Origin of the sequence: Streptomyces sp. NPDC048197, assembly GCF_043202395.1 — a bacterium.
Lineage (GTDB): Bacteria > Actinomycetota > Actinomycetes > Streptomycetales > Streptomycetaceae > Streptomyces > Streptomyces siderophoricus.
The window spans coordinates 51,558-77,606 of sequence record NZ_JBIDAJ010000017.1; the positions used below are offsets into that span (position 1 = coordinate 51,558).

Below are 26,049 nucleotides of genomic sequence, written 5' to 3' on the forward strand. Positions count from 1 at the left end.
CAGGCCCCTTCACCGCCGCCGCAGTGCCGGATCCGAGACGGCCGGGGGCAGGTAGTAGTTGTCCGCGCGGTTGAGGTCGGTGCCCGGGGGGACGATGGCGTCGATCCGGTCCAGGACGTCCGCGTCGAGGGTGATGTCGGCGCCGTCCAGCAGGCTCTCCAGCTGGTCGAGGGTGCGCGGGCCGATGATGACCGAGGTCACCGCAGGGTGCGCGCGGACGAAGGCGGTGGCCAGGTGGGGGAGGGTGAGGCCGGCGTCGGACGCGACCTCGGACAGGGCGCGGACCGCCTCGGCCTTGCGGGCGTTCTCCGGCAGCGAGAGGTCGAACTTCCGGGTCTCCAGGGCGGCCCGGGAACTGGCCGACAGGTCGCGGCCGGAGAGCCAGCCGGCGCTGAGCGGACCCCAGGTCAGCACGCCGATGCCGTGGCGCTGCGCGGTCGGCAGCACCGCGTTCTCCACCCCGCGCGCCAGCATCGAATACGGCGGCTGCTCGGTACGGAACCGGACGTGGCCGCGGCGCTCGGCGGTCCACTGGGCCTCGACGATCTGCTCGGCGGGGAACGTCGAGGTGCCGATGGCCCGCACCTTGCCGGAGCGGACCAGGTCCGAGAGCGCGGACAGTGTCTCGTCGATGTCGGTCGTGGGGTCGGGGCGGTGGACCTGGTAGAGGTCGAGGTGGTCGGTGTCCAGCCGGCGCAGGCTGTCCTCCACGGCGCGCACGATCCAACGCCGGGACGCCCCGCCGTGGTTGGCGTCCCGGCCCATCGGGTTGAAGAACTTGCTGGCCAGTACGACGTCGTCGCGGCGGCCCTTGAGGGCCTTGCCGACGATCTCCTCGGACTCGCCCGCGGAATATATGTCCGCGGTGTCCACGAAGTTGATGCCGGCGTCCAGTGCGCGGTGCACGATGCGGACGCAGTCGGCGTGGTCGGTGTTGCCGAAGGCGCCGAGCATCATCGCGCCCAGCGCGTACTCGCTGACCGAGATGCCGGTGCCGCCGAGGATCCTGCGCTGCATGAGCTGCTCCCTGTGCGTTCTTGGTTCGTTCTGACGACTGCGTGCGCATCAGACTGCTGGGGCCGGCCGGGGCGGACCAGGCCCGTCGCAGCCTGGGTCCGGCGGAACCACCCACGCGGCGCCGCGCGCATACTGGACGGATGCTGCATGCGGAAATCGAGATCAGCTCGTTCCTCAAGGCGCGCCGCGCCGCGCTGGACCCGGCCGACCTGGGCCTGCCGAGCGGGATCGGCCGCCGCCGGGTGCGCGGGCTGCGGCGCGAGGAGGTCGCCCAGCTCGCCGGCATCAGCGTCGACTACTACACCCGCATCGAGCAGGGCCGGGCGCCCGCCATCTCCGACTCCGTCCTGGACGCCATCGCGCGGGCGCTGCGGCTGTCCGGCGGCGAGGTGACGTATCTGCGCAACATCGCCGTGCCCCGGCGCCGGAGCGAGGCGGACTGCGTGCCCCGGGCGGTCCCCGGCCAGACCGTACGGCCGGAGATCCGGCAGCTGCTGGACGCCATGGCGAGCACCGTCCCGGCCATGGTCCTCGGCCGCGGCCTGGACATCCTGGCCTGGAACGCGCTCGGCGGCCGGATCGCCTTCGACCTGGACGCGCTCGCCCCGGAGCGGCGGAACACCGCACTGCTGGTCTTCCTCGACCCGGAGGCCCGCGCGCTGCACCCCGACTGGGAGGACAAGGCCGTCGAGGTGGTCGGCAATCTGCGCGCCGACAGCGGCCGGCACCCGGACGACCCGCGGATCTGCGAGGTCGTCAATGAACTGCTGGCGCGCAGCGCGGACTTCCGGCGGCTCTGGGAGGCCCAGTCGGTGCACGAGTGCCTGCGCGGCACCAAGCGCCTGCGGCACCCGGACGTCGGCGAGCTGGAGATCACCTTCGAGAGCTTCCGGCTGACCACCGACCCGGACCAGGCGCTGGTCACGTACACGGCCCCGCGCGGCTCGACGACCGAGCGGCGACTGCGCGAGCTGGCGGCCCGGCCCGCCGCGGCCCGCGGGCCGGAGGCCAGGCCGCTGGCGGTGTGACCGCGGTCCGGGCCTGATCCGCCCGGGCGCTACCCGCGCGGCGCCAGTGCCTCCCAGCGCACGGTGACCTCGCCCTGGCGCCGCCGCCGCGGGTCACCGGCCAGCGGCCAGTCCGCCGCGAGGGACGCCACCGCGGCCCGCCACCGCTGCCGCGCACCGAGCGCGCCCAGCGGGGCGGCAGCCGCCCAGGCCCGGTCGAAGTCGCGCAGGAAGGCGTGCACCGGCTCGCCCGGCACATTGCGGTGTATCAGCGCCTTGGGGAGGCGTTCGGCCAGGTCGGAGGGGGTTTCCAGGGTGCCGAGCCGGGCCGCGAAGGTGACCGTACGGGGCCCTTCGGGGCCCAGCGCCACCCATACGTGGCGGCGCCCTATCTCGTCGCAGGTGCCCTCGACCAGCAGCCCGCCGGGTGCCAGTCGCGCGCACAGCCGCCGCCAGACGGCGGCCACCTCGTCCTCGTCGTACTGCCGCAGCACGTTCGCGGCCCGTATCAGGACCGGCGCCCGCCCCCGGTCGCCGGGCAGCGGCACCTCGAAGCCGCCGTGCAGGAAGTCCAGCCCCGGCTTCTCGTACGGGCGGGCGGCGGCCACCCTTGCCGGGTCGATCTCTATGCCGACGACCCGGGCGTCGGGGCGCACCGTGCGCAGCCGGCCCAGCAGCTCGACGGCGGTCCAGGGCGCGGCGCCGTAGCCGAGGTCGACCGCGACCGGGTCGGCCGAGCGGCGTAGCGCGGTGCCGTGTTCCGCGGCTATCCAGCGGTCCATCCGGCGCAGCCGGTTGGGGTTGGTGGTCCCGCGGGTCGCGCTGCCGACGGGCCGGCTCGGCGCGGGGTGAGCGGGGGCGGGGCGGCGGGGCATGGCTTCGAGAGTATGGGGAGCCGGGGACCTCCTTGCCCCGTGGTCACGTGCGATCGGTCACGTGCACCGAACGGTCACACTTTGGCAAAGTGCGACGATGGGACGCCGGACGGAAATGCATCGCCCGGATGAGTTGTTGCAGCAGGTCGGTGGCGTGCCGCCACGCCCCGGCTAGGAGGTAGCTCGACGTGAGCCCATATGTGTCCCGGCTCCGCAGCCGTCCCCATGGGCCGTTCCCGGGACCGTCGCGGCTGCGTCTGCCCGGTGGCGCGCGCCGTCCGCGCCGGGTGGCGATGCTCAGCGTCCACACCTCCCCGCTGCACCAGCCCGGCACCGGTGACGCCGGCGGCATGAACGTCTACATCGTCGAGCTCGCCAAGAAGCTCGCCTCGATCAACATCGAGGTGGAGATCTTCACCCGCGCCACCACCGGCACCCTGCCGCCCGCCGTCGACCTCGCCCCCGGCGTCCTCGTCCGCCACGTCGACGCCGGCCCCTACGAGGGCCTGGCCAAGGAGGACCTGCCCGCCCAGCTGTGCGCCTTCACCCACGGCGTGATGCAGGCCTGGGCCGGCCACCGCCCCGGCTACTACGACCTGGTCCACTCCCACTACTGGCTCTCCGGCCACGTCGGCTGGCTGGCCGCCGAGCGCTGGGGCGTCCCGCTGGTGCACGCCATGCACACCATGGCCAAGGTCAAGAACGCCGCCCTGGCCCTCGGCGACACCCCCGAGCCGGCCGCCCGGGTCATCGGCGAGACCCAGGTCGTCCGGGCCGCCGACCGCCTCATAGCCAACACCGCCGAGGAGGCCGACGAGCTGATCCGGCATTACGACGCCGACCGCGGCCGGGTCGCGGTCGTCCACCCCGGCGTCAACCTCGACCGCTTCCGGCCGACCAGCGACGGCATCGCCGAGAGCCGGGCCGCCGCCCGAGCCCGCCTCGGCCTCCCCCCGGACGCGGTCATCCCGCTCTTCGCCGGCCGCATACAGCCCCTCAAGGCCCCCGACATCCTGCTGCGCGCGACCGCCGCCCTGCTGGCCGAGGACCCCTCGCTGCGCTCCCGGCTCGTCGTACCGGTCGTCGGCGGCCCCAGCGGCAGCGGCCTGGCCAAGCCCGAGGGGCTGCAGAAGCTCGCCGCCCGGCTCGGCATCGCCGACCTCGTGCGGTTCCGCCCGCCGGTCGGCCAGGAACAGCTCGCCGACTGGTACCGCGCCGCCTCCGTCCTGGTCATGCCCTCGTACAGCGAGTCCTTCGGACTGGTCGCCATCGAGGCCCAGGCCTGCGGCACCCCGGTCATCGCCGCCGCGGTCGGCGGTCTGCCGGTGGCGGTCCGCGACGGCGTCAGCGGCTTCCTCGTCGCCGGCCACGACCCCGCCGACTACGCCCGCGCCCTGCAGCGCTTCCTCCGGGACCCCGACCTCGCCACCCGCATGGGCGCCGACGCCGCCCGGCACGCCCAGTCCTTCGGCTGGGACACCGCCGCCGCGGCCACCGGCGACGTCTACACCGCCGCGATGCAGGAGCGGCGGCGTCACCTACGATCGGCCCATGGCTGACGACCTGCCCCAGGCTGACGACGCACGACCGGTGGACGACGCACGACGGGTGATCGAGACCGCGCTGGCCGAGGCCGGCCTGGAGTGGGAGTCCCCGTCCGACGGCGCCTACGTCGTCAAGCTCCCCGGGACCCGCAAGCTGTCGACGACCTGCTCGCTCCTCGTCGGCCGGCACTCCCTCTCCATCAACGCCTTCGTCGTCCGCCGCCCCGACGAGAACCACGAGGCCGTGCACCGGTGGCTCCTGGAGCGCAACACCCGCCTCTACGGCGTGAGTTACGCGATCGACAAGCTCGGTGACATCTACCTCGTCGGCAAGCTGCCGCTCGTCGCGGTCACGCCGGACGAGCTGGACCGCATCCTCGGCACCGTCCTGGAGAACGCCGACGGCAGCTTCAACACCCTCCTCGAAATGGGCTTCGCCACCGCCATCCGCAAGGAGTACGCGTGGCGGGTCTCGCGGGGAGAGTCGACGCGGAACCTGGAAGCGTTCGCGCATCTCACGCGCGGGGGCGAGTAGCCCACGTAGCCGGCCGGCCCGCCGCGGGGCTTGCTCGCCGTTGCGCTGTGCGGCGCTGCCCACGTACTCGGCTGCAGCGCCGTGGTTGTTGCGCGCCGAGCGCCTGCGGCGGGCGGTTGTGTGTCGGGTGCGGTGCCGGCCCTCCTGACTTCGTCCTCCGGTCCGGCCCCTCCCGGGAGTGGGGGGAGAGGCTGAGTGGGGGCGTGCCTGGTCGCTTTGCTGCCCGTGTGTGACCACTGAGACCTGGTCGGCTTGCGGGAATGGCAACAAAGATTGCCCTTCTGTGGGGCGGGGTCGCATCGTCTGGGCCGTGGACGGCTGACCCCACACCAACCGGAGGACGGAAGCGATGAGTGGCGACAACCACGGGCACCACCACGGCCACAACCTCGGCCACGGCGACGACTTCGACTGGGCCGCGATGGCCGATCTGCTGGAGCTGGAGGGCGAGATCCACAGCCCCTACGTGCGCCAGGCGTTCGAGGAGCTGAAGCAGCTGAGCCCGCGCCGCGTCCTGGACATCGGCAGCGGCCCGGGGGTCGCCGCCTGCCGGCTGGCGGCGCTGTTCCCGCAGGCCGAGGTCACCGCGGTGGACGGCACGCCGGAGCTGCTGGTCCGCGCCCGGGAGCGGGCCGAGCGGCTCGGCGTACCGCTGCGGACCAAGGTCGCCGAATTCCCGGCCGGCCTCGCCGACCTGGGGCCCGCGGACCTGGTGTGGTCCGGGCAGGTCGTGCACCACGTCGGCGACCAGCAGGACGCCCTGAACCGGCTGGCCCGACTGCTCACCCCCGGCGGTGTCCTCGCCATCGTCGAGGGCGGTCTGCCGCCCCGCTGGCTGCCGCGCGACCTGGGCTTCGGCCGCCCCGGCCTGCAGGAACGCCTCGACGGCGCGACCGCGCTCCGCTTCGGCCGGATGCGGGACGAACTGCCCGGCTCGGTGGCGGTGGTCGAGGACTGGCCCGGCATGCTGCGGGCCGCGGGGCTCACCGGCGCCCGCAGCCGGACCTTCCTCGTGGACCGCCCGGCCCCGCTGGCGGACGGCATCCGGCAGTTCGTACGGCGGTCCCTGGAGCGCTGCCGGGACACCCTCGCCGACCACCTGGACGCCGAGGACGTCGCGACCCTGGACCGGCTCCTCGACCCCGCCGACCCGGCGGGCGTCGACCGGCGCCCGGACCTGTTCCTACTGACGGCGAAGACCGTGCATTACGCGTCGTCGCCGGAGTGAGCGGACGCGGATGAGGAGCTGCCCGGCCGGCCCCCCGCGGACCGGCCGGGCGCCTGAGGTGCGCTCACGGTACGAACCGCACCTCCGGGTAGCGCGCCGACGGCCGGTCCAGCAGACCGCCGTCGCCCCGTCCGCGCAGCCACCGGTCGAAGAACGCCGAGACGTACGCCCGCTGGGCCGCGACCGCCCGGGCCGGCCGCACCGACCCGATCATCTTCGTCACCTCGGCCCGGGACAGCCCCACCTGCCGGGCGACCTGCGGGATCAGCGTCTCCGCGTCCGTGTATGTCGCGTGCCGGCTGCCGCGCAGCGTCAGGTCCCGCAGCCAGGCGCCGCCCCGGCCCCGGCTGTGTTCCCAGACCGCGCCCCAGGAGGCCACCGTGTGGTGGGTGTCGCCGTCCATGCCCATCAGCAGCAACGGCCGGTCGACGCCGTCCCGGCCGACCGTCGACGGGTTCGACGGGTCGTCGTCCCGCTGGGTGTAGCCCATCACCCCGTCCAGGTTCGCCGCGGCGCGGATCCGCCGGTCGTCGTGCATCGTCTGCGCCGCGGTGAACCCGCCGGCCGACTGCCCGAACATCCCCACGGCGCCCAGGTCCAGCACCCCGCGCAGCCCGCGCGGCAACGGGGAGGCCTCCCCGCGCCGGCCCAGCTCGTCGAGCACGAACCGGGTGTCGGCCACCCGCACCGCGCTGACCTTCCGCAGCAGCTCCGTCATCCGCCCGGCCTTCTGCGCCTTGACCACCTCCGCCGGCATCACGCTGCGGGCCAGCCGCCCGCCCGGGAACTCCACCGCCGGCGCCTCGTAGGTGTGGTCGACGGTGACCACCACATATCCGCGGGAGGCCAGTTCGTCGCAGAGCGTGCTGCCGAACCCGCGCGGATCACCGGCGCCGGGGGAGTAGAGCACCACCGGCAGCCGCTGCCCGGGCCGCCGCGCCGCCACCGGCGCCCCCGTGTGCGCGGTGGTCCGGGTGGCCTGCCAGGCGACCTTCCCCGGCGGTACGTGCTCCGAGAAGCTGTTCATCCGGTCGAACGCGGCCGCCTCACGCGGTGTCAGCTGCGCGGCACGCGGGTACCGCCCGGCCCCCGCCCCTGCCGGATACCGGACGCTGACCATCACTTCCCGGTACCGGTGCCCGGGCGTCCCGCCACCCCACGGATCCCGCCGCTGACGATCGATCAGATGCAGGGCCACCGTGCCGACCTGATGACGCCCGGTGGGCGCGGGAAGGGTCATGGCCGCCGCCGAACGCGGTGCGCCGGCACCGCCGGAACGCGCCACCGCAGTGGTGGACGGCTCCCCCGCCGTCGTCCCCACCGTGGTGGACGGCTCCCCCGCCGTCGTCCCCGCCGTCGCGGCCGCCCCTCCCGCCATCAGTGCCCCACCCATCACCAGCACCCCGACCGCCGCGCCCCACCGCGCCACCCGTCGCTCCGCGCCCGCGCCCATGCCCCAACTCCCGTCCGTTCCGCCGGATCATCCGTACGCCCGGACCGGTCGCCGGCCCGCCCGTGCACATCACCAGCGTCCCGGAACACCCCGCCCGGCTCGACCGTGCGGCCACGTCTCTTGAGGGTGGGGCTACCACGAACACCGCGTGGCCGGAGACCCGGCGCTCCTCGCCGCCCGGCGTCGGGTCACGGCACCTCGTAACGGACCAGAGCGCGGGCGAACGGCTCGCCGGTGGCCTTGGCGTACGCCATGCGCTCGCGCACTTCGGCGAGCGTGCGGGGCCGGTAGCCGGGGCCGCCACAACAGCTCTTGTGGAACCGGACGCCGGCGTTCAGCAGCACCGAGAGCACCCGCCAGCCCGCGGTGTCCCGGCGCTTCGGCGGGGCGAACGCGGAGCCGACGTGGATCAACGGCTGTGCGCAGCGCGGGCAACGGCGTTCGTGGTCGCCTACGTACGGCTGCTTGAAGGAGGCCCGGCAGGGGAGGCAGACGTACGACGTCTTGGACCGGGCCGTGGTTTCGGCGTGCAACATGGCCGCGAGGCTAGCCCCGGAGGGCGGGAAGAGCGACGGGTTTCCGGCGCCCCGCCCGCCGTTACGCGAGCGGCTCCCCCGTCGCCGGAGCGGCCGCCGAGGTGGGGGCCGAGCCAGGAACGGAAGCAGGAGCAGGATCAGGAGCGGAAGCAGGAGCAGGGGAAGCGGAAGCGGGTGTGCTGGTCGTGGCCGCCCGGGTTGCCGGGAGGCTCCGTAGGAGCAGGCCGTAGCCCAGGGCCGCCACCGTGCCGACCGCCGCGCAGCCGGCCCAGAGGGCGTCCGCGCCGTAGTGGTCGATGACCGTGCCGCCGATCAGGGGGGCGGTCAGGGAGGCGATGGACCAGGACAGTGCGTACATGCCCTGGTAGCGGCCGCGGCCGTGTACGGGGGAGAGGCGTACCACCAGGCCCATCTGGGTGGGGGAGTTGATGATCTCGCCGAGCGTCCAGACGGCGACCGCGAGGGCGTACATGGCGACCGAGCCGGCCAGCGCGGTCAGTCCGAAGCCGTAGCCGGCGAGCAGTGCCGAGCCGATGAGGAGCGTGGCGGGGCTGCGGTGCTCGATGAAGCGGGTCACCGGGATCTGGAGGAGGACGATCAGGATGCCGTTGACCGCGATGACGGCGCCGAAGTCCGCGCTGGAGAAGCCGTCCCGGCCCATCGAGACCGGCATGGAGACGTAGGCCTGCTGGAAGAGCAGGGCCAGCAGGAGGTTGAGGCCGACGACGGTCATGAAGCGGCCGTCGCGCAGCACGGTCAGCATGGAGACCGGAGCGGTGGACGCGCCCCGGCCGGCCGGGGCCTGCGGGCCGGCCGGGGTGTCGGCCGTGGGCCGGGACTCGGGGAGCTTGACGAAGACCACCACCGCGCAGGTCAGCACGAGCGCCGACTCGCCCAGGAAGAGGGCCAGATAGCCGTGCTGGGCGATGAGCCCGGCGGCGGTGGAGGAGACGGCGAAACCGAGGTTGATCGCCCAGTAGTTGAGGGAGAAGGCGCGCACCCGGTCCTCGGGGGCGACGATGTCGGCCATCATCGCCTGGACGGCGGGGCGGGAGGCGTTGGTCGCCATGCCGACGACGCCGGCCACCACCGCGATGGCGACCGGGTCCTCCATGAAGCCGAGCACCGCCACGGACACCGACGTCGACAGCTGCGCGATCAGCATCGTGGGCCGTCGCCCGAGCCGGTCGGTCAGCACTCCCGCGCCCACCGAGGAGATCACCCCGCCGAGCCCGTAGAGCGCGCCGACCAGGCCCGCGTACGAGGCGGAGTAGCCGCGCTCGACGGTGAGGTAGAGGGCCAGGAACGTCGCGACGAACGCGCCCAGCCGGTTGATCAGGGTGCTGGTCCAGAGCCACCAGAACTGCCGCGGCAGCCCGGAGACGCTGTCGACGGCGGCTCGCCGGAGGGCGGACCACCGTCCCGGGCGGGACGCGTGTGGCGAGGTAGGCGTGGGCATGACAGTGAACTCCCCCGAGCGGTGCGTGCCGTGCGATGTGTCGCGTGGTGGGTGCGGTGCGTGGCGACCGGCTCACTGCCGGACGCGCCGGATGTGGAGCCGGATCTGCAGTGGCGATGTGTAAGTGGCGCCAGCCGCATGCGCAACCTACATACCACCCCGCCCCGGCCACCAGTCATTTGACGAAAAGCGTCAAACGTCACGCGGAAGACCAGGTCCTGGACCTGGGCAAGGCGGTATCCGGTTTTCGATTACGCTCGACGGCATGGCCGACGCACCGTACAAGCTGATCCTGCTCCGCCACGGCGAGAGTGAGTGGAACGCGAAGAACCTGTTCACCGGCTGGGTGGACGTCAACCTCAACGAGAAGGGCGAGAAGGAGGCGGTCCGCGGCGGAGAGCTGCTCAAGGAGGCCGGCCTGCTCCCCGACGTCGTGCACACCTCCCTCCAGAAGCGCGCCATCCGCACCGCGCAGCTGGCCCTGGAGGCCGCCGACCGCCACTGGATTCCCGTGCACCGTTCCTGGCGCCTGAACGAGCGCCACTACGGCGCGCTGCAGGGCAAGGACAAGGCGCAGACCCTGGCCGAGTTCGGCGAGGAGCAGTTCATGCTCTGGCGCCGCTCGTACGACACCCCGCCGCCGGCGCTCGCCAACGACGCGGAGTTCTCGCAGTTCGACGACCCCCGCTACGCCACGCTCCCGCCGGAGCTGCGCCCGCAGACCGAATGCCTCAAGGACGTCGTCGTCCGCATGCTGCCGTACTGGTTCGACGGCATCGTCCCGGACCTGCTCACCGGCAAGACGGTCCTGGTCGCCGCCCACGGCAACAGCCTGCGCGCCCTGGTCAAGCACCTCGACGGCATCTCCGACGCGGACATCGCCGGCCTGAACATCCCCACCGGCATCCCCCTCTCCTACGAGCTGGACGCCGACTTCCGCCCGGTCACCACCGGCGGCACCTACCTCGACCCGGAGGCCGCCAAGGCCGCCATCGAGGCCGTGAAGAACCAGGGCAAGAAGAAGTAAGTTTCGTGATCACGCCCCCGACCTGCGCTTACGGCGCGGATCGGGGGCATTTTCACGGTCCGGGCCCGCTCTGGGCCCTCAGCGCTCCGGATCTTGCGGCCGGAGGACGAGCACTACGTGCGCGTAGCCGGGCTAGCTGCTGGTGGTGCTGCGGCGATTGCGGCGATGGTGGCGATCTGGGCACCGGTGTCGGCGAGACCGCCGCCGCCGTTGTACTGCCCTTCTGAGTAAGTGATTTGGGGTGCGCCGGAGGTCAACTCGGCATGTGCATACGGTCGTTGCAGGCGCTGCCGGTGACGTTAGGGTTCGACGGCATGGACGAACAGCAGCAGGACCAGGAGCGGGAATGGGCGAACAATCCGCGCCTCGAGGCGTGGATCTCCGAGCAGCGCGCAGCGTTCAACGCCCATTACCCGCCCGAAGCAGGCGACTGGGATTTCAGTGTCGAATCCCTCGACCGTCTTGAGGCCTCCATGCGGCGCCGGTTCTCCTCCTGCGAGGAGATCAAGGACGAGCGTGACAGCGGCCCGGTTGGCGCCGCCACGTGGTACCTGGGCGAGGTGCATGTGCGTACGGCCGGCGCGCAATGGCAGTACGGGACCGACCCCGATCCCGCCGCCCCCGAGTACGACCAGCCCTACGTCACCGTCCCCTACGAACGCATCGACGAGTACCCACCGGCCGACGACGACCCTGCTCAGGACGGCCGCCCGCTGACGGTTCCTGGCAACGAGCTGTGCGCCCTGTTCCTACGCGGCCCCGACAACCACCTCCGTGACACCCTCACCCGCTACCACGGCGCGCCGGTCACCGGTAACGACGCGCAGTGACGGACGGCCTGGCCTTCCTGGGCGACGTGGATGACTTTCGACGACCCGGGGGGCCTCAGACGCGCTCCCCCGGCAGGTGCCTGGGGACGGTGACCAGGCCGTAGATGACCAGCAGGGACATGGCCATCACGAAGATCGACCAGTACGGGAACGCCGACAGGAAGATCAGCTGGCCGACGAGGCAGGCGGAGGCCAGCACGATGCCGGTGATCCGCGCGGCCCGCGCCCCGAGGAAGACGCCCAGGCTCGCCAGGACCTGGGCGACGCCGATGACGATCCACACCCAGCCCCAGACGGCGAAGTTGAAGATCAGCAGGCGGTTGCCGTGGTTGGCGGTCGTGGAGTAGTAGCCGCGGTCGAGCAGGGCGACGAAGCCGTTGATGAGGTCGAACAGCCCGCTCAGCATCAGCAGGATGCCGGCGAACGCGACCCAGTGGGACCGTTCGGCGGGCGGTACGCGACGGGTTTCCGGTGTGGGCTGACTCGACTCCATGTGTCCCATCTCGCCGGGCGGAGGGCGGCGGCGCAACCGGCGGCGAGCCGTTGGGGCGAGGCGCGGGCGGCGTCCCGGGCGCCGTCCCGGGCGTGCGGGGGCAGCATGGAAGGAAGGGAAGGGACGGAAGGGGTGCCGGGGGAGGGGCAGGCGGTATTCATCCGCGACGGGAAGGATGAGAGCGATGCCCAAGTTCATGGACATCCATCGCAATATGAAGGGCCTCACGGCCGATCAGCTCAGAGAGGCGCACCAGGCGGACCTCGACATCCAGGGCGAGGAGGGCGTGACGTTCGAGCACGCCTGGGCCGACACCGATTCCGGTGAGGTGTTCTGCCTGTCGGAGGCGCCCTCGGCGGAGGCCGTCCAGCGCATCCACGAGCGCGCCGGGCACAAGGCGGACGAGGTCCACCAGCTGACGCTCAGCGTGTGACCGGAGCGACAGGCGTCAGGCCCCCTGCCCGCGGCTCGCCGCCGGCAGGGGGACTCGGTCACCACACATTGAAGGTGAGCCGGGCTTCGGCCTTTTCGCCGAGGTCGTTCTTCACGGTGTACCAGATCTCGTCGGTTCCTTTGAAGTTCTTGTCGGGCTTGTAGCGGAGTCGGTCGTGGCCGCGCGTGATTTGAAGTTTGCCGTGCTTCGGTTTTTCCGCCTTGTCGAAGTAGATCGGCTGCTTTCCGAGGGTCAGGTCGTTCACCTTGACGTACACCACCGTGTTCTTCTGCATCCGAATGTCTTCGGTGTAGGCGGTCAGCGGTACCACCCGGATGCGGATGTCTACCTTGATCGTCTTGCCGTCGTCGAAGGGATAGACCGGACTTGCCTTCAGAATTACGGGTTGCGGGCGATCCCCGTGATTCGTATAGAGGTGTCTCCAGTTTTCCCCGACGTCATGGGTGTCGTCGAGAGGTCCGGACTGGCTGGCGGGAGCGAAGACCGCGAAATCGGCACTCGCTACCTCGTACACATCGAGAATGCGTACTTGCATTCTCTCCCCGGGCTCCACCATGAATTCGGCATTCGTGCAGGTCGCCCACTGGAGCGTGTCCCCCTCCGGACACTCCTTGGTCTGGTCGGTCGGTGCCATCGCGGCCTGCGCGATTGCCGTCCGCCCGGAAGCGCTTGACTCGGCGGATTCCGCTACCGGGCTGAACGCAGGGATGGCCAGCAGGCCTGAGATGGCTGCCGCGGACAGGGCCCTTCTTCGCATGGCGCACCTCCAGTGGTGCAAGCCAAGAGCCGCTTCGCTCATCATCTGTTTTCGCAGCAGAAAGGCCAGCCACCGCTCGGAACGGCGCAACGTTATGCGTTCCGCGATCCCGCAGTACTGCGCCGCCGGTGCGGTGCCGGAGGCTGGGGCTGCCTTCTTGCTCTCCGGCGCGTCTGCATCGGGCGAGTCGGTATTCCGAACTCCGGCAGCCCGCGCCGTGTCTCGCACCGCCAGTCGTACGGGTTCCGCCCGTACGCGGCTAAGAATCAGCCTACTGCCGGCAGGGCTGCCGCCCCAAGACCGTGGTGCTCGAAGCGTGAGTTACCGCTCACGCTTGGTCAAAAAGTTCAAGAATTCAATGGAGGCACGAGGCACCGGGCGCCTCGGCGAAATGCGGGTCGAGGCCAATTCGGGACTCGGTTCCTCCGCCTGCGGAATCCTCAGAACGGGCACACGCCCGGCCCCACACCGGCCCCACGCCAGGCGCCAGGCAAAGGGCCCCGTCCGACCGGACGGGGCCCTTGCTCACGCCTGCGGCTGTGAAGAGGGGCCCGTCAGCAGCCGCCGCCGCACTGGCAGGGGCCGCCCGACTGGCAGCCGCAGCTGCAGCCGGGGCCGCAGCTGCACCCGGCGAGCAGCGGGAGCTGCGGACGGTCGCCGGCCGTCGGGGTGTGCGGGGACGCGGGGTTCGGAGAGTCCGCCATGAGTGCCATGCATTGCCTCCTAGGGGTCACCTGACGCCATTGCATGCCCGCCTGCCGAGGCGCGTCAACGGCGCGTGGAGGCACACCGCAACGGCGCACGGTGGCGCACAGGCAGACGTACCGGGCCGGCCACGGGACTGTGCGCCCCGGCCGGCCTGTCCGGCGTCAGGACCTACGCGCCCTCGACAGGCGCCGCCGGGGCGATCTCGTCGGCGTGCTCACCGGTGACGAGGTAGACCACCCGCTTGGCGACGGACACCGCGTGGTCCGCGAAGCGCTCGTAGTAGCGGCCGAGCAGGGTCACGTCCACGGCCGTCTCGATGCCGTGCTTCCAGCGGTCGTCCATCAGGTGCTGGAAGAGCGCGCGGTGCAGCAGGTCCATCGCGTCGTCGTCCTGCTCCAGCTGGAGCGCCAGGTCGACGTCCTTGGTGATGATGACCTCGGCCGCCTTCGCCATCAGGCGCTGCGCCAGCTGCCCCATCTCCAGGATGGTGGCGTGCAGATCGCGCGGCACGGCCGTCTCCGGGAAGCGCAGCCGGGCCAGCTTGGCCACGTGCTGGGCCAGGTCGCCGGAGCGCTCCAGGTCGGCGCTCATCCGCAGCGAGGTGACGACGATCCGCAGGTCGGTGGCGACCGGCTGCTGCCGCGCCAGCAGGGCGATCGCCCGGGCCTCCAGGTCGCGCTGGAGGTCGTCGACCTTCTCGTCGCCGGCGATGACGTGCTCGGCCAGCTTCAGGTCCGCGTCGAGTATCGCCGTGGTGGCGCGCCCGATCGCGGAGCCGACGAGCCGGGCCATTTCGACCAGGCCCTCGCCGATCGAATCCAGCTCCTCGTGGTACGCGTCCCGCATCTGTGTCCTTCTCTCGCGTCGAGTGTCGGGTGTCGTGTGTCGCGTGGGGTGGGGGAGTGCGGCGGTGGGTCCCGGTGGTGGTCCGGTGTCCACGCTCTCACGGTCCGTGTCCGCACGGGTCCACTCCCCGGGCGGCACCGGCCCGTCACCCGGACCGCACCCCCACCCTGCGGCCGGATCGCGACCTGCGGTGCCACCGGGGGTGAACCGGCACCGACGTCAAGGTGAACTCTGGGCGACCGGCCACCGCCTCCGGGGCGGCCGCCCGACCGGCGCCGGCGCCCGGAGTGAACCCGCGCGGACGCCACGGTGAACTCTGGGCGACGGCTGTCCGAGCAGCGGCTCGCGAGGCTGGGGGAGTGTCGGACCCGGCACATACTCTGGAGTCATGAACGTGGATGCGGCCGTCGCCGCAGTGGCAGCGATCGCCGGGTTGTGTACCGGTGTCTTCGCCATGCTGGCGTTCCGCTGGAGCGAGCGCGACCAGGCCAAGCCCACCCGCTCCTCGCTCCACACGGACGCGGTGCTGCCGCCCGGCGTCGACACCGTCCTGTCGGTGCTCCGCTCCTCCGCCGTGGTCCTCGACGAGGCCGACGCGGTCGTCAAGGCCAGCTCCGCGGCGTACGCGCTCGGGCTGGTCCGCGGCGGCAAGCTCGCCGTCGAGCCGATGATGCAGATGGCCCGGGACACCCGCAGGGACGGTGAGATACGCCAGGTCGAGCTGGACCTCCCGCGCCGGGGCACCGGCCGCGGTGAGGCGCTCGCGGTCTCCGCCCGGGTCGCCCCGCTCGGCTCCCGGCTCGTCCTGCTGCTGGTCGAGGACCTCACCGAGGCCCGCCGCATAGAGGCGGTCCGCCGGGACTTCGTCGCCAACGTCAGCCATGAGCTCAAGACGCCGGTCGGCGCGCTGTCGCTGCTCTCCGAGGCCGTGATGGACGCCAGCGACGACCCCGAGGCGGTCACCCGCTTCGCCGGCCGGATGCAGAACGAGGCCACCCGCCTGACCAACCTCGTCCAGGAGCTGATCGACCTCTCCCGGGTCCAGAACGACGACCCGCTGGAGGACGCCGAGCCGGTCCGCGTCGACGAGCTGGTCGCCGAGGCGATCGACCGCTGCCGCCAGCAGGCCGGCGCCAAGCAGATCACCATGGCCTCCGGAGGAACCGCCGACCTGAGCGTCTGGGGCAACCGCGGCCAGCTCGCCGCGGCCCTGGGCAACCTCGTCGAGAACGCCGTCAACTACTCCCCGGCCCGCACCCGCGTCGGGATCGCCGGGCGAAGGATCTCCGCGCCCGGTGGCGACCTGATCGAGATCGCCGTGACCGACCAGGGCATCGGGATATCCGAGAGGGACCGGGACCGCATCTTCGAGCGGTTCTACCGCGTGGACCCGGCGCGCTCCCGCGCCACCGGCGGGACCGGCCTCGGCCTCGCCATCGTCAAGCACGTGGCCGCCTCGCACGGCGGGGAGGTCACGGTGTGGAGCGCTGAGGGACAGGGCTCCACCTTCACCCTGCGTCTCCCGGAAGCCGGGGCCGTACGCGACCGCGAACGGCCCGACGACCTCTCCGCGGAGGGCCTCGACGACGAGGACCGCCCGTACGAGACCTTCAACGATCCGCTCCCTGCCCACCCAGCCCCGGAGGTCCTTCCGTGACCCGAGTGCTCGTCGTCGAGGACGAGGAATCGTTCAGCGATGCACTGTCGTACATGCTCCGCAAGGAGGGCTTCGAGGTAGCCATCGCGGCTACGGGCCCTGACGGACTCGACGAGTTCGAGCGCAACGGCGCCGATCTCGTCCTGCTGGACCTGATGCTGCCGGGCCTGCCCGGCACCGAGGTCTGCCGCCAGCTGCGCGGCCGCTCCAACGTCCCGGTCATCATGGTGACCGCCAAGGACAGCGAGATCGACAAGGTCGTCGGCCTGGAGATAGGAGCCGACGACTACGTCACCAAGCCCTTCTCCTCCCGCGAACTGGTCGCCCGCATCCGCGCCGTGCTGCGCCGCCGCGGCGAGCCGGAGGAGGTCACCCCGCAGGCCCTGGAGGCCGGCCCGGTCCGGATGGACGTGGACCGCCACGTCGTCACGGTCTCCGGCGGCAAGGTCGACCTCCCCCTGAAGGAGTTCGACCTCCTGGAGATGCTGCTGCGCAACGCGGGCCGGGTGCTGACCCGCATGCAGCTGATCGACCGGGTCTGGGGCGCCGACTACGTGGGCGACACCAAGACCCTCGACGTGCACGTCAAGCGCCTGCGGGCCAAGATCGAGCCCGACCCGGGCGCGCCGCGCTACCTCGTCACGGTCCGCGGGCTGGGCTACAAGTTCGAGCCGTAGAGACACCCTCTCGGGGGCGCCGGCGACCGCCGCACGCAGGTGCGCGCGCGGCGGCGTCGGAGTACGCGTCAGGGGCGCCCATCCGGGGGGATGGGCGCCCCTGACGCGTTGTCCGGGCCCCTGGAAGGGCCGTGGCTCAGTGCGCGCCGTGCACCGAGGCCGACGGCTTGGGGGAGATGGAGCTCGCACCGGCCTTGGGCTTGCCGGACTCCGACGGCGAGGCCGACTCGGACGGCGAGGCCGAGCCGGACGGCTGCGGCACCACGGCCGGCCCGTAGCCCTCGAAGTAGCTCTTCGCCGGGACGACGTACGCGCCCAGCTTCACCTTGCCGGCGGAGCTGAAGCTGAACGTCAGCGGCTGGAGGTTGCCGTCCTGGACGGCCTCCCGGCCGCTGGCGAGCACGGCCGAGGCATTGCCCTGGCCGCCGATCACGACGGAACCGCCGGCGGGCACGGTGATCGCGCCCGCGGAGCCGCCGGCCGGCGTCAGCTTGGCCGACTGGCCGGTGCCGTTGACGGAGATGGCGGTCAGCTTCTGGTCCTTGGCGCCGTTGTTGAAGACCGTCGCGGTGACCACGGCCGGGCCCTTGGCGTTCAGGTCGGGCTGGGTGACCACGGAGGCGTTCTGGATCTTGATGTCGCCCGCGGAGGTCGCGGCGTTGTCCGGCTTGACCTGCAGCGTCTGGGCGTCGTTCCCGGCCCCGCAGGCGGACAGCGAGGCGATCGAGAGCGAAAGGACGGTGGCGGCGAGGACGCCGCGTCGAAGGCTGCGGCTCACGGCGGCGGCATCTCCTTGACGAGCTACGGCGGCCGAACGTTCGTGCCCGGTCGCGGATGGACGGCTGGGGCGGTCCTGCGTACGCGTCATGACGACGGGCACGTAAAGCCGCCCTAAGGGTGTGTCAGCGCCGCTAGGTTACCGAGCCGTCCCCGCGCCGCCGCACCCGACCCGCCCCCAGCGGGATCACGGGCCCCCGGCCCGCGCGCGGCCCGGGGAGAGCCGGCCGTGGTCGGGGGCCCCGGCCGGCGAAGGGACGGGAATCCCCGGCCGCCCGCGCGGAACACCCGCGCAGGTGCGGAACACCTGCGACAACCGCGATGAAGGGACACCGACAACACGTCGGAATATCCCCGCCGGCCGTTCGGGTGCCGGCCCGCCGAATCCGTGCCACTTTCCCCGGCCGAAAAGGAGTATTCGAAGGGAATGTGAAGGCCCCGCGGAATTGATCACACTGTTCGGCCGTCGGGCAGTGATCAATTCGGGAATCGGTCGGGAGAGGCCCCTGAGCAGCCGAACGGAGTAGCGGAACTCGCTCATGCGGATCCGTGCAAAACGGGACTTTCGACCTGTCGATCAAGGGCTCCCGGGTGTGTGACGGGCACGTTTCCGCTCACCCGAGAAGCCCCTCCGACCTGCGAATACCCGCCTCCCGGACCCCCTCGAAGCACGTCCCGGCCGCTGTTGTCAAGCCCCGAGATATGCCCTGACCTGCGAAAACGCCATTCAGAACGGTCCGTTCCCGTGTTAGCATGGATAGCCACGGAAGGGGTACCTGTCACATGACGTTCAAGGTTGGCGACACCGTGGTCTATCCCCATCACGGGGCCGCGCTGATCGAGGCCATCGAAACTCGCCAGATCAAAGGCGTGGACAAGACCTACTTGGTGCTGAAGGTCGCCCAGGGCGACTTGACTGTTCGTGTGCCAGCGGACAATGCGGAGTTCGTCGGCGTACGCGACGTGGTTGGTCAGGACGGGCTGGACCGGGTCTTCGAGGTGCTGCGCGCACCGTATGCCGAAGAGCCCACGAACTGGTCCCGTCGCTACAAGGCAAATCTTGAGAAGCTCGCTTCCGGCGACGTGATCAAGGTCGCCGAGGTTGTGCGTGACCTGTGGCGGCGCGAGCGGGAGCGTGGACTCTCCGCAGGTGAGAAGCGGATGCTCGCCAAGGCCCGCCAGATCCTGGTGAGCGAGCTCGCCCTCGCCGAGAACACCAACGAAGACAAGGCCGAGGCCCTGCTCGACGAGGTCCTCGCGTCCTGACGACGCTGCCCGGCGCCCCGCCGACGCAGCGACGAACGACGTAGCAATGCCGCGGTGCCCGAGTGACGACCGTCCCCTGTGGAGGGTCTGTTGCCGGGCGCTGCGGCATATCTGGCTGTGAATGCTGCCGGCTGTGAATGCTGACGGTGATTCCGGCTGACTGTGTTCCGGCTGTGAATATCGCGCTGTGACGGGCCGGCGGTGAAACGGGGCCGGACCGTGAAAGGCGGGCTGCCGACGGGACGCCGGGCCCACCCAGGTGTGCCGGGCCCGGGCAGCTGCCCCGACCGATGTCACGGAAGGGTCCGGTCAAGGCGTCGCACCCGGCACTCCCCCAGCTCTTACGGGCCGGGGGTTCTCCCAGGCCATACCCACCCCGTCCAAGGAAACAAACCTGTCTGCCCCAATTCCGGGCTCGCCCCGGACTCCGGAGCCATCGATGTCAGATCCCACCCGCCCGATCCGCACCGCCGTGGTGATCCCGGCCGCCGGCCGCGGTGTCCGGCTCGGTCCCGGCACCCCCAAGGCGCTACGCACGCTGGGCGGCACCCCCATGCTGGTGCACGCCGTCCGCGCGATGGCCGCCTCCCGGGCCGTCTCCCACATCGTCGTGGTCGCCCCGTCCGACGGCGCCACCGAGGTCGACCGCCTGCTGCACGAGTACCCGCTCGCCGACCGCACCGAGCTCGTCGTCGTCCCCGGCGGGCAGACCCGCCAGGAATCCGTACGGCTCGGCCTGGCCGCGCTGCCCGAGGGCATCGACGTGGTGCTGGTGCACGACGCGGCGCGCCCGCTGGTCCCGGTCGACACGGTCGACGCGGTGATCGCGGCGGTCCGCGCCGGAGCGCCCGCCGTCGTCCCCGCCCTGCCGCTCGCCGACACCGTCAAGCAGGTCGAGCCGCAGCCCCAGGGCACCCCCGAGCCGGTCGTCGGCACCCCCGAGCGGTCCCTGCTGCGCGCCGTACAGACCCCGCAGGGCTTCGACCTCGCAACCCTGCGCAAGGCGCACGACACCGTGGTGGAGGGCGAGGGCGCCACCGATGACGCCGGGCTGGCGGAGCGGCTCGGCGTACCGGTCGTGGTCGTCCCCGGTCATGAAGAGGCATTCAAGGTGACCCGGCCGCTGGACCTGGTCCTGGCCGAGGCCGTACTCGCCCGGAGGAGGGCCACCGATGGCTACGTCTGAGCAGATCCCCGCCGGCCCGCCCGTCCCCCTCGTGGGCATCGGCACCGATGTGCACGCCTTTGAGCAGGGCCGGGAGCTGTGGTGCGCCGGGCTCCTGTGGGACGCCGCGGAGAGCGACGGCTACGGGCTGGCCGGCCACAGCGACGGCGACGTGGCCGCACACGCCGCCTGCGACGCGCTGTTCTCGGCGGCCGGCGTCGGCGACCTGGGGGCGCACTTCGGGACGAGCCGTCCCGAGTGGTCCGGTGCCTCCGGGGTGACCCTGCTGGCCGAGGCCGCCCGGATCGTCCGCGCCGAGGGCTTCGCCATCGGCAACGTGGCGGTGCAGGTGATCGGCGTCCGCCCGAAGGTCGGCAAGCGCCGCGACGAGGCCCAAAAGGCGCTCTCGGCGGCCGTCGGCGCGCCGGTCTCGGTCTCCGGGACCACCTCGGACGGGCTGGGGCTGACCGGCCGGGCCGAGGGCCTGGCGGCGGTTGCCACGGCCATCGTCTTCCGTACTACGGCGTAATCCGGCCATGGTGTGATCCGGAAGGCGCGGGTCCGATCGGCCCAACGGCGGCCGGTCGGACCGGCGGCGACCGGCGGGAATGCCGGGCGGCGCAGGGGTGTTGAGGGAGGATCGGAGTGTTCGTGTCCCTCGGAACGGCCCGCAGGAAGGACCCCTCGTGACTGCCACCCTGTCCGACGACCTCAAGAAGCTCCTCGACACCCCGGTCTTCGTGACCGTGGCGACGATCCAGCCCGACGGCAGCCCCCAGGTCTCGCCGGTGTGGGTGAAGCGGGACGGCGACGACCTGCTGATCTCGACGACCGTCGGCCGCCGCAAGGAGGCCAACGTCCGCCGGGACCCGCGCGTCTCGGTGGTCGTCCAGCCCTTCGACGCTCCGTACACCTACGCCGAGATCCGCGGTACGGCCTCGCTGACGACCGACGGCGGGCCGGAGCTGATCGACGAGCTGTCGCAGAAGTACACCGGCAAGCGCTATGCCGAGTTCAACCCGGAGGCGGGCAAGGACGCCCAGCGGGTGGTGGTCCGGATCACGCCGCGCAAGGTGGTCGGCAGTATCTGACGCCGCCCGTGGCGGGCCGGAAGCGACCGCGAGCAGCCTCTACTTCAGGCCTTACTTCCGGCAAATCGGACGGATATGACGGTTCTGTGTCCCCGTGGCCGATGCGTCGCGGGGCACTCCCGGGTTCCGACTACCCTGGTTCCGTGACGATTCGCCTGTACGACACCAGCGCCCGGCAGATTCGCGACTTCTCCCCGCTCACGCCGGGCTGCGTCTCGATCTACCTGTGTGGCGCGACCGTGCAGGCCGCCCCGCACATCGGGCACATCAGGTCGGGGCTGAATTTCGACATCATGCGCCGCTGGTTCGCCCACCGCGGCTATGACGTGACGTTCGTCCGGAACGTCACGGACATCGACGACAAGATCATCGCGAAGTCGGCCGAGCAGGGCCGCCCCTGGTGGTCGATCGGCTACGAGAACGAGGTCGCCTTCAACGAGGCGTACGACGCCCTCGGCTGCCTGCGCCCCACCTACGAACCGCGCGCCACCGGCCACATCCCCGAGATGATCGAGATGATGCGCGGCCTGATCGAGCGCGGCCACGCCTACGCCGCGGACGGCAACGTCTACTTCGACGTCGCATCCTTCCCGGAGTATCTCCAGCTCTCCAACCAGGAGTTGGACAAACTCCGTCAGCCGTCCGGCGAGGGCGAGACCGGCAAGCGCGACCCCCGCGACTTCGCCATGTGGAAGGCCGCCAAGGAGGGCGAGCCCAGCTGGGAGACGCCCTGGGGCCGCGGCCGGCCCGGCTGGCACCTGGAGTGCTCGGCGATGGCCCACAAGTACCTGGGCTCCGCCTTCGACATCCACGGCGGCGGCGTCGACCTCGTCTTCCCGCACCACGAGAACGAGATCGCGCAGGCCAAGGCCTTCGGCGACGACTTCGCCCGGTACTGGACCCACAACGCCTGGGTGACCATGGGCGGCGAGAAGATGTCCAAGTCGCTGGGCAACTCCCTGCTGGTCTCGGAGATGGTCAAGCGCTGGCGCCCCATCGTGCTGCGCTACTACCTCGGCACCCCGCACTACCGCTCGATGATCGAGTACAGCGAGGACGCGCTGCGCGAGGCCGAGTCGGCGTTCGCCCGGATCGAGGGGTTCGTCCAGCGGGCCGTCGAGAAGGCCGGCGTCGTCGAGCCCGCGGCCGAGGTCCCGCCGGCCTTCGCCGAGGCGATGGACGACGACCTGGGCGTCCCGCAGGCGCTGGCGATCGTGCACACCACCGTCCGCCAGGGCAACTCCGCGCTGACCGCCGACGACAAGGAATCGACGGTGGCCCGGCTCGCCGAGCTGCGTGCGATGCTCGGCGTGCTCGGCCTGGACCCGCTCGACGAGCGCTGGTCCGGCGGCGGCACCGACCGCGGGGAGGACCTGCACGGCGTCGTCGACTCCCTCGTCCGCCTCGTCCTCGACCAGCGGCAGTCGGCCCGCGCGCGCAAGGACTACGCCACCGCCGACGCCATCCGCGACCAGCTCCAGCAGTCCGGCCTGGCCATCGAGGACACCCCCTCCGGCCCGCGCTGGTCGCTGTCCTGACCCCCGTCTCGCCCGTGGGCGGCCCACCGGATTCGCCCTTCCCGGCGGACACGGGCGACACTCATTCCATACGTACGTACCCACTCCACGTCGCGAGACGTCGAGAGCAGTGAAGAAACAGGTGACCCATGGCCGGCAACAGCCAGCGCAGGAACCGCCGCACGTCCAACAAGAAGGGCGCCCAGGTCGGCAGCGGCGGTAAGCGGCGCCGGGGCCTGGAGGGCAAGGGCCCGACCCCGCCCGCCTCCGCGCGCAAGGGACACGTCAAGAACCGGGTGGCCAACGCCAAGGCCAAGCAGGCCGCGGCCCGCCGTCCGGCCCCCCGCCGCGGCGGCGCCAAGGGCACCGCCGAGCTGGTCGTGGGCCGTAACCCGGTCGTCGAGGCGCTGCGCGAGGGCGTGCCCGCCACGACGCTGTACGTCCAGCAGTTCATCGACAGCGACGAGCGGGTCCGCGAGGCACTGCAGCTCGCCACCGAGCGCGGCCTCAACCTCCTGGAGGCGCCGCGCCCCGAGCTGGACCGGATGACCAACGGCCTCAACCACCAGGGCCTGGTCGCCCAGATCCCGCCGTACGACTACGCGCACCCCGAGGACCTCGCCGCGGCCGCCTTCGACGCCGGCGAGGACCCGCTGATCGTCGCGCTGGACGGGGTCACCGACCCGCGCAACCTCGGCGCGGTCGTCCGCTCCGTCTCCGCCTTCGGCGGCCACGGTGTGGTCGTGCCGGAGCGCCGGGCCGCCGGCATGACGGCCGGCGCCTGGAAGACCTCCGCGGGCACCGCCGCCCGCACCCCGGTCGCCCGGGCCACCAACCTCACCCGCGCCCTGGAGTCGTACCAGAAGGCCGGTCTGACCGTCGTCGGCCTGGCCGCGGACGGCGAGCTGGAGCTGCAGGACGTCGAGGCGCTGGACGGCCCGGTCGTCATCGTCGTCGGCAGCGAGGGCAAGGGCCTGTCGCGGCTGGTCGGCGAGACCTGCGACCTGCGCGTGCGGATCCCGATGCCGGGCGGCGCGGAATCGCTGAACGCCGGTGTCGCGGCCGGCGTCGTCCTGTGGGAGGCGGCCCGCCGGCGCGCCTGACCGGCCCGTGGCCCGGGGGCGCGTACGTCTGCGTGCCCGCCCCCAGGGCCCACGCCTCCGCGCCCCGATCCTGGCCACCCTGGGGCACGACCTGACCCTCCGTGGGCCTTTTGGACGCTCATCCCGCATCCCGTGATCTTTTGACGGGTCTCGGACAGATCGACCCGGTCAAGGCAGTGTCTTAACCGCGGGTCACTCGGTTAGATGAGCGTGGACACCAGAACACCCCGCACGCCTACGGGGGGACGCTCGCCGGGCTTCGATGACGAGCCGGGCCTGAGCTCGGTCAAGGTGCCGTGCGATCCCGCGCAGGTCATCGTCAACCACGCCAGCTTCCGGGTACAGCTCGCCGCGCCCGCGGCGGGTGACGCCCTGGCCGACACCGCGCGCATCCCCGCCGTCCGCGCACCGTCCTCCGGTGCCAGACGCCGGGCACCCGTGGTGTGGAGCGGCCGCACCACACCGGGCGGCACGGCCGGCGCCACCACCCAACTCCTGCACGCGGTGCGCAACGCGGGCATCGGCCTCGACGGCGGCCCGGGCGACGACGTCGGCACGACCCAGGTGCTGCCGCGGGTCCGGCTCGACGAGTCCGTCCCCGCCCAGACGACCGTGATCGGCCAGCGCGGCCCCGCCGAATCCGACCGCACCCTGCTGCGCGGCGTACGCCCCGTGGGCAGCGCCTACGCCGACAACAACGGCGGGCCCCCCTACCGCAACCCCTACGGTGGCCGCGGCCCCGCCGAGGACGTCTACGACGACGACCACTTCGAGGCCCGGGACCCCTACGACACCGGGTCCCGCCGTCGTGCCGCCGACTCCGTCCGGCACGCCTACTACCCGGGCCGCCGGATGAACCTCGGCGTCGTCCTCCTCCCGCTGCGGATCTTCCTCGGCCTGATCTCCGTCTACGCCGGCATGGGCAAGCTCTGCGACCCCGTCTACTTCGACGGCGGGGAGCGCGGCTCGATGGTCAAGTGGCTGCTGTCGCTCGACCCGTGGGCGTTGGCCGTACCGCTGCGCGACTTCGCCGTCGCCCATCCCGTGGGCGCCGGCCTGACCGTCGCCTTCCTCCAGGTCGTCGTCGGCGTCCTGACCATCTGCGGACTGTGGCAGCGGCTCGCCGCGTCGATCGGTGCGCTGCTCTCCGCCGCACTGCTGATGACCGTCAGCTGGCGCACGGTCCCCGCCTACGACGCGCCCGACATCATCTACCTCGCCGCCTGGAGCCCGCTGATCATCGCGGGCGCCCCCGTCTACTCCATGGACGGCCGGCTGGCCGGCGAGGCGTGGCGGCGGCTCGGGCCCCGCGTGGAGGTCGCCGACCTGCGCCGCCGGGTACTGCGCCGCGGCGCGATGATGACCACGATGGTGGCCGGGCTGACCCTGCTCATCGGCTCGCTGCTCGGCGGCGCCGTACGGTCCGCGACGGTCACGCCCGTGCCGAGGCCCGGTGAGCCCGCGATCAACAACCTGCCCGGCTCGCCCCTGCCCCGCCCCGGCAAGAACACCACCCGGCCGGGCCGGCACCACCCCGGCAGCGGCGCCTCCCGCGCCGGCACACCGTCCGCGGGCGCCTCGCACAAGGCCCACAAGCCCCGCCCGTCCGCGTCGACGCCGGGCACCGGCCGCTCGACGGGCGCCACGACCGGCCTGTCGCAGCAGCCCGGCGCGACCACCAGCGCCCCACAGCAGACCGTCCCGACCCGTCCCTCCGTCCCGAGCCACGCCCCCTCCGCGGGCGGCACCGGCGGCGGCACGACCGGCACCGGCTCCACGGGCTCGGCCGGCTCCGGCGACTCCGGCGGCCGCGGGAGCACCCTGGGCGGGCTGCTGGGCTGAGCTTCTGGCCAGGGGCTCCTTGCCGCCCAACTCCCTCAGGTTCTACCGCCGCCCACCCCCTTCGGGAGGTGGGCGGCGGTATGTGGGGCCGGGATCAGCTGCCGTGCGGTGCACCGGTATCCCTCGACGGTGACGGAACCCTGAGGGTCAACCAGTGGCGGGCTCCCCGAACGGCTGCCTAGGGC

The 26,049-nt window shown here is 72.1% G+C and carries 25 protein-coding genes; 16 read left to right on the forward strand and 9 right to left on the reverse strand.

Going from position 1 to position 26,049, the window contains the following annotated elements:
* Positions 1–9: 9 nt before the first annotated feature.
* Positions 10–1,017, reverse strand: a complete 1,008-nt coding sequence (locus tag ACGF4C_RS22575) for an aldo/keto reductase (protein ID WP_393568595.1) — start codon at positions 1,015–1,017, stop codon at positions 10–12.
* A gap of 140 nt (positions 1,018–1,157) precedes the next feature.
* Between ACGF4C_RS22575 and ACGF4C_RS22580 the strand changes: the two genes are divergently transcribed.
* A complete protein-coding gene (locus ACGF4C_RS22580; RefSeq protein ID WP_393568597.1) occupies positions 1,158–2,045 on the forward strand; it encodes a helix-turn-helix transcriptional regulator in 888 nt (295 codons plus the stop codon).
* 29 nt (positions 2,046–2,074) lie between these two features.
* Here ACGF4C_RS22580 and ACGF4C_RS22585 read toward each other — a convergent pair whose 3' ends face one another.
* Positions 2,075–2,899 carry a class I SAM-dependent methyltransferase gene (locus ACGF4C_RS22585; RefSeq protein ID WP_393568599.1) on the reverse strand — a complete coding sequence of 275 codons (825 nt, stop codon included), beginning with the start codon at positions 2,897–2,899 and terminating at the stop codon, positions 2,075–2,077.
* A 188-nt stretch (positions 2,900–3,087) separates the two neighbouring features.
* On the opposite strand from ACGF4C_RS22585, the gene mshA reads away from it, so the two are divergent.
* The 3 genes from mshA (at position 3,088) to ACGF4C_RS22600 (ending at position 6,206) form a co-directional block, all read left to right on the forward strand.
* Positions 3,088–4,458 (forward strand): D-inositol-3-phosphate glycosyltransferase, encoded by a 1,371-nt coding sequence (mshA, locus tag ACGF4C_RS22590; protein ID WP_393568601.1) that lies wholly within the window; start codon positions 3,088–3,090, stop codon positions 4,456–4,458.
* Complete coding sequence (locus ACGF4C_RS22595) at positions 4,451–4,978, forward strand: YbjN domain-containing protein (protein ID WP_393568603.1); 528 nt, start codon at positions 4,451–4,453, stop codon at positions 4,976–4,978. Before mshA ends, ACGF4C_RS22595 begins: the two co-directional genes overlap by 8 nt.
* A gap of 349 nt (positions 4,979–5,327) precedes the next feature.
* The gene (locus ACGF4C_RS22600; RefSeq protein ID WP_393568605.1) at positions 5,328–6,206 is read left to right on the forward strand and encodes a class I SAM-dependent methyltransferase; all 879 of its coding nucleotides are present in this window, start codon (positions 5,328–5,330) and stop codon (positions 6,204–6,206) included.
* A 64-nt stretch (positions 6,207–6,270) separates the two neighbouring features.
* Here the strand turns inward: ACGF4C_RS22600 and ACGF4C_RS22605 are convergent, their stop codons facing one another.
* The 3 genes from ACGF4C_RS22605 to ACGF4C_RS22615 form a co-directional block, all read right to left on the reverse strand.
* A complete protein-coding gene (locus tag ACGF4C_RS22605) occupies positions 6,271–7,659 on the reverse strand; it encodes an alpha/beta hydrolase family protein (protein WP_393568606.1) in 1,389 nt (462 codons plus the stop codon).
* 188 nt (positions 7,660–7,847) lie between these two features.
* Positions 7,848–8,195 carry a deoxyxylulose-5-phosphate synthase gene (locus ACGF4C_RS22610; protein WP_393568608.1) on the reverse strand — a complete coding sequence of 116 codons (348 nt, stop codon included), beginning with the start codon at positions 8,193–8,195 and terminating at the stop codon, positions 7,848–7,850.
* 61 nt (positions 8,196–8,256) lie between these two features.
* On the reverse strand, positions 8,257–9,654 hold the full coding sequence (locus tag ACGF4C_RS22615) for an MDR family MFS transporter (RefSeq protein ID WP_393568609.1): 1,398 nt from the start codon (positions 9,652–9,654) through the stop codon (positions 8,257–8,259).
* A gap of 265 nt (positions 9,655–9,919) precedes the next feature.
* On the opposite strand from ACGF4C_RS22615, the gene ACGF4C_RS22620 reads away from it, so the two are divergent.
* Together ACGF4C_RS22620 and ACGF4C_RS22625 are read left to right on the forward strand one after the other, a co-directional pair.
* The gene (locus ACGF4C_RS22620; protein ID WP_393568610.1) at positions 9,920–10,681 is read left to right on the forward strand and encodes a phosphoglyceromutase; all 762 of its coding nucleotides are present in this window, start codon (positions 9,920–9,922) and stop codon (positions 10,679–10,681) included.
* A gap of 314 nt (positions 10,682–10,995) precedes the next feature.
* Entirely contained in the window at positions 10,996–11,511 is a 516-nt protein-coding gene (locus tag ACGF4C_RS22625) for a hypothetical protein (protein WP_393568612.1), read from the forward strand.
* A 55-nt stretch (positions 11,512–11,566) separates the two neighbouring features.
* Here ACGF4C_RS22625 and ACGF4C_RS22630 read toward each other — a convergent pair whose 3' ends face one another.
* Complete coding sequence (locus ACGF4C_RS22630; RefSeq protein ID WP_393568614.1) at positions 11,567–12,004, reverse strand: hypothetical protein; 438 nt, start codon at positions 12,002–12,004, stop codon at positions 11,567–11,569.
* Between the two features lie 184 nt (positions 12,005–12,188).
* On the opposite strand from ACGF4C_RS22630, the gene ACGF4C_RS22635 reads away from it, so the two are divergent.
* The gene (locus ACGF4C_RS22635) at positions 12,189–12,437 is read left to right on the forward strand and encodes an SCO4226 family nickel-binding protein (RefSeq protein ID WP_265361556.1); all 249 of its coding nucleotides are present in this window, start codon (positions 12,189–12,191) and stop codon (positions 12,435–12,437) included.
* 58 nt (positions 12,438–12,495) lie between these two features.
* Here ACGF4C_RS22635 and ACGF4C_RS22640 read toward each other — a convergent pair whose 3' ends face one another.
* Together ACGF4C_RS22640 and phoU are read right to left on the reverse strand one after the other, a co-directional pair.
* Positions 12,496–13,443 carry an Ig-like domain-containing protein gene (locus ACGF4C_RS22640; RefSeq protein WP_393568616.1) on the reverse strand — a complete coding sequence of 316 codons (948 nt, stop codon included), beginning with the start codon at positions 13,441–13,443 and terminating at the stop codon, positions 12,496–12,498.
* Positions 13,444–14,091: 648 nt separating this feature from the next.
* Positions 14,092–14,769, reverse strand: a complete 678-nt coding sequence (gene phoU, locus ACGF4C_RS22645) for a phosphate signaling complex protein PhoU (RefSeq protein ID WP_393568617.1) — start codon at positions 14,767–14,769, stop codon at positions 14,092–14,094.
* Between the two features lie 388 nt (positions 14,770–15,157).
* On the opposite strand from phoU, the gene ACGF4C_RS22650 reads away from it, so the two are divergent.
* Entirely contained in the window at positions 15,158–16,426 is a 1,269-nt protein-coding gene (locus tag ACGF4C_RS22650) for a cell wall metabolism sensor histidine kinase WalK (protein WP_030414363.1), read from the forward strand.
* Positions 16,423–17,103: a response regulator transcription factor gene (locus ACGF4C_RS22655; RefSeq protein ID WP_006603892.1), complete on the forward strand. Its 681-nt coding sequence runs from the start codon at positions 16,423–16,425 to the stop codon at positions 17,101–17,103. Before ACGF4C_RS22650 ends, ACGF4C_RS22655 begins: the two co-directional genes overlap by 4 nt.
* Positions 17,104–17,239: 136 nt before the next feature.
* Here ACGF4C_RS22655 and ACGF4C_RS22660 read toward each other — a convergent pair whose 3' ends face one another.
* Positions 17,240–17,881 (reverse strand): DUF461 domain-containing protein, encoded by a 642-nt coding sequence (locus ACGF4C_RS22660; RefSeq protein WP_393568619.1) that lies wholly within the window; start codon positions 17,879–17,881, stop codon positions 17,240–17,242.
* A 782-nt stretch (positions 17,882–18,663) separates the two neighbouring features.
* Between ACGF4C_RS22660 and ACGF4C_RS22665 the strand changes: the two genes are divergently transcribed.
* The 7 genes from ACGF4C_RS22665 to ACGF4C_RS22695 all read left to right on the forward strand — a co-directional run bounded on the left by ACGF4C_RS22665 (position 18,664) and on the right by ACGF4C_RS22695 (position 25,864).
* Positions 18,664–19,146: a CarD family transcriptional regulator gene (locus ACGF4C_RS22665; RefSeq protein WP_003953493.1), complete on the forward strand. Its 483-nt coding sequence runs from the start codon at positions 18,664–18,666 to the stop codon at positions 19,144–19,146.
* Positions 19,147–19,585: 439 nt separating this feature from the next.
* On the forward strand, positions 19,586–20,332 hold the full coding sequence (gene ispD / locus ACGF4C_RS22670; protein WP_030414365.1) for a 2-C-methyl-D-erythritol 4-phosphate cytidylyltransferase: 747 nt from the start codon (positions 19,586–19,588) through the stop codon (positions 20,330–20,332).
* Entirely contained in the window at positions 20,319–20,840 is a 522-nt protein-coding gene (gene ispF, locus ACGF4C_RS22675; RefSeq protein ID WP_030414366.1) for a 2-C-methyl-D-erythritol 2,4-cyclodiphosphate synthase, read from the forward strand. Before ispD ends, ispF begins: the two co-directional genes overlap by 14 nt.
* 157 nt (positions 20,841–20,997) lie before the next feature.
* On the forward strand, positions 20,998–21,402 hold the full coding sequence (locus tag ACGF4C_RS22680) for a PPOX class F420-dependent oxidoreductase (protein ID WP_393568621.1): 405 nt from the start codon (positions 20,998–21,000) through the stop codon (positions 21,400–21,402).
* Positions 21,403–21,545: 143 nt separating this feature from the next.
* Positions 21,546–22,940, forward strand: coding sequence for a cysteine--tRNA ligase (gene cysS, locus ACGF4C_RS22685; RefSeq protein ID WP_393568623.1), 1,395 nt, complete (start codon positions 21,546–21,548; stop codon positions 22,938–22,940).
* Positions 22,941–23,068: 128 nt separating this feature from the next.
* Entirely contained in the window at positions 23,069–24,022 is a 954-nt protein-coding gene (gene rlmB / locus ACGF4C_RS22690; RefSeq protein WP_030414369.1) for a 23S rRNA (guanosine(2251)-2'-O)-methyltransferase RlmB, read from the forward strand.
* 204 nt (positions 24,023–24,226) lie between these two features.
* A complete protein-coding gene (locus ACGF4C_RS22695; RefSeq protein WP_393568625.1) occupies positions 24,227–25,864 on the forward strand; it encodes a DoxX family membrane protein in 1,638 nt (545 codons plus the stop codon).
* Positions 25,865–26,049: the final 185 nt, after the last annotated feature.